At 56.9% G+C, this 3038-nt stretch carries 2 protein-coding genes; both read right to left on the bottom strand.

What is annotated here, in order from left to right:
* Positions 1-463, bottom strand: a 463-nt coding sequence (locus tag FNU79_RS18730) for a hypothetical protein (RefSeq protein WP_143722307.1), incomplete at its 3' end; no start/stop codon positions are given.
* An 86-nt stretch (positions 464-549) separates the two neighbouring features.
* Positions 550-3038, bottom strand: a 2489-nt coding sequence (locus tag FNU79_RS18725; protein ID WP_185974826.1) for an Ig-like domain-containing protein, incomplete at its 5' end; no start/stop codon positions are given.

Below are 3038 nucleotides of genomic sequence, written 5' to 3'. Positions count from 1 at the left end.
TCCAGTCTCGGCTACGTCCCACCTGCCGAGTTCGCCGCCCGCTATCATCCAGCCTAGAAGTGACTTGCCTGCTGGTCCTGCGCTTTGGGTTCACTCCAACCAGAAACGATTTGTCCTTGCCTTCAAAGTAAAGTTCCGATCCCTGGAACACGGCATCGGTGCTGTGGATCTTCTTGTCGGTTTTCCGGAAACCCAGCCGGGTGATCAGGTCGCGGAGGTCTTGCGGAGCCACGTTGTCGGTGGCGGGAGCACTCCACATTTCAGCCCAGTGGAGCAGGGAGCGGCCCTTGCCAGGGTGTTTCTGCCACTGTTGCCAGGCATAGCTACATTCACGCACCAGCGACTTGGGAACGGCCACACGCCCGTTGAACATCTTCTGCGGGTTGACGGCGCAGGCCCGTACCCCCGATGCACCCAGCAACATGACCAGCAGCAGACCAGAGACCTTCACAGCGTTCTTCATAACTCTCCTTGAGCCCAAACAGAACAAAAGAGAATCCTGCTCCCAAGCAATGAGTAGGATTCTCTAAACGAGTGATAATTTAGGGCTTAGGGATATTCGTATGTGACTTGAATGTAGGGACGCTTGTTGACGTCCTGCATATCTCCTGATCCTATGAAGGTCTGGCGATAATTGAAGTCCTGACTTGATAGATAATTGTCAAACTCTCGCTGGATACGCCATTGCGACATCACAGCCGATAGGCCAGGATTCTTGACGTTGTAGGTAAACGGCACTGTAATGTCGAGGGTATTGTAACCAGCCCCTGAACCCTGATAGATATGTCGCAAGTTCTGGCCCGAATTGGCAACCGGCGCATTCCACAATGCACTATTTTGAGTAAAATTCGGAGTATTGATATTTACAGCGTCCAAATCTCCCAGAACCTGAGGATTACCCTGGTGCAATACAGTATAGATGTTGAGAATTGCTGAGTTAATTTTGGTGATCTTACTGAAATCGGTCAGCGCTCCTATGTCAAACTGCAGAAATACCCTCTGTATGTATCTGTCACCATCGTATTTGCTTCTACCAACGGTGTATTGATAGTTTGGTCCGGTTGACGTCGTAACTTCATTGTTTTCTACATTGAGCTTCAAGTTTTCGTTCAAGTCTTTTTCGCTATACAGTTTCAGAGTAGCTTGCCGCACCAACCGGTAGCTGCCGCCGACACTGTTGGCCTGTGCCAGCGGGTTGCCCGCCAGATCGGTGGCAATGCTGCTCATGCCCCATACCACGTTGCTGCCGTAGGGCAACACCTCGTTGTACGTCATGGTCATCACCGTGCCTGCCGCGTTCCAGCTAAAGCTCTTCTTGCTATCGGTCACGTTCGGCACGAGCAGTTGAAAGGCTTTTTGTGTCGTGGTCTTGTTCATCGCCTCGTTGAAGTTCACAGTGATGTTCAGTGGGCTATGGGCCACACCGATGCTGCTGTTGGTCGGCGTGAAGCTGGTCACCTTGGGCGGTGTGGTGTCACCACTCGGCGGCACAATAATGACTGCGGGCGCAGTTTTGAAGCTGAAGGTGTACGGCTGGAGCGGCATAAAATTATCGGCCCGGATGCTTTTACTCAGCGTCACCGTGTAGGTCGTTGACGGCGCGAACGTGCCGGTGCACTGGAGACCTGCCAGCGGTTTATTGCTGGCGTCGCGTTTGACCAGGCAATTGAGCTTGTCCACGGCAGGAACCACGCTGACGGAGTTGAGAGTGGGGCTGAGTTCCTGAATGACCCGCGAGAACTTGACTTCAAAGGCGTTTGGCCCCGCTTTGAAGTCCGGTGCGCCGTTGGCGGGCGTGGTGCTGAGGACCGTGAGCGGATTGGTGACCGGCTCTACCGTCAGGGGAATATTCAGCGCCGCGCTGACGGTTCCGGCAGTGGCCTGAATCTGAATGCTGGTCGTTCCGGCAGCGGTGAAGTCGCCTTGAATGAAGGTCATCTGGGCGCTGTCCTGATTGGCGGGAATCACGAGGTCAGGTGAGCTGATATTGGCTGGCAAATTGGCGACATGCAGTTTGACTGGGCCAGTGAGATTGTTGCGCTTAATGTTGATCTTCAGAGAGGCAGGCGGGCCAAAGGTGACGCTCAGCTTGCTGAGATCACTACTCAGTGTCAGCCCCTGAGGCAGGGGATCGGGGTTCGCGGCTTTCGTTAGCGACTTGAAGTTGAAGGTATACGGCTGGGCCAGCGGTGTTCCCACCGTGTCTTTGGCGGCGGTGCTAACGGTCAGGGTGTAAGCCGTATCGTAGTCCGGATCGCCGCTGCACAGCACGCTCGACTGCGGTGCACCGTCGGCTTTCATCTCGCACTGGAAACCAAGGATCGGTGGCGTCACGCTGATGGTCTTGACCACGTCACTGGCCATCACTTGCGAGAACTTCAGGGTGAGCTTCAGGCCGACCCCCTGGATCACCTGGGCGTCGGCGGCCATCACCGTGGGCGCAGTCGGCAGGCTCTCGGCGCTCTCCACCGTCAGAGGGAGATTCAGCGACGTCTTGACCGTGTCCGAGCTGGCCTGAAGCTGAATGGTGCTGCTCCCCGCCGGGGAGTTACCGTTCTGAGCCAGCGTCATCTCGGCACTATCCTGTCCGTCAGGGATCACCACATCCGCTGCCGTGACGTTGATGGGCAGGTTGGCCAGGTGCAACGTCACCGGCCCGGTGACGTTGCTGCGCGTCACCTTGACGGCCACAGTGGTGGGAACACCTGCTTTGACACTCAGACTACCGGGGGTGGCGACCAGGGTCAGGGCGGCCTGACCCACTGGCACGGGGGCGGCGGCCACGTTGATCTTGACCTGCACAGTTTTGTGCAGCGTGCCCGCATCGGCAGCGAACGTCAGGGTGTCGTCTCCGGCCACGCTGGTTCCATCGGTGGTGAGGCTGAGTTTAGCGCTGCTGGCTCCAACTGGAACCGTCACGGCGGCTGCGCTTATTCCCACAGGCGGATTGAGCAGGGTCAGGGTGACGGCACCCGTAAAGCCGCCGCTGCGCTGAAGGGCGGCGCTCAGCTCTGCCGTGCCAGTGGCCTGAAGATCGA

This window comes from Deinococcus detaillensis (assembly GCF_007280555.1).
GTDB lineage: Bacteria > Deinococcota > Deinococci > Deinococcales > Deinococcaceae > Deinococcus > Deinococcus detaillensis.
This window is presented reverse-complemented; position numbering and strand designations above follow the sequence as displayed.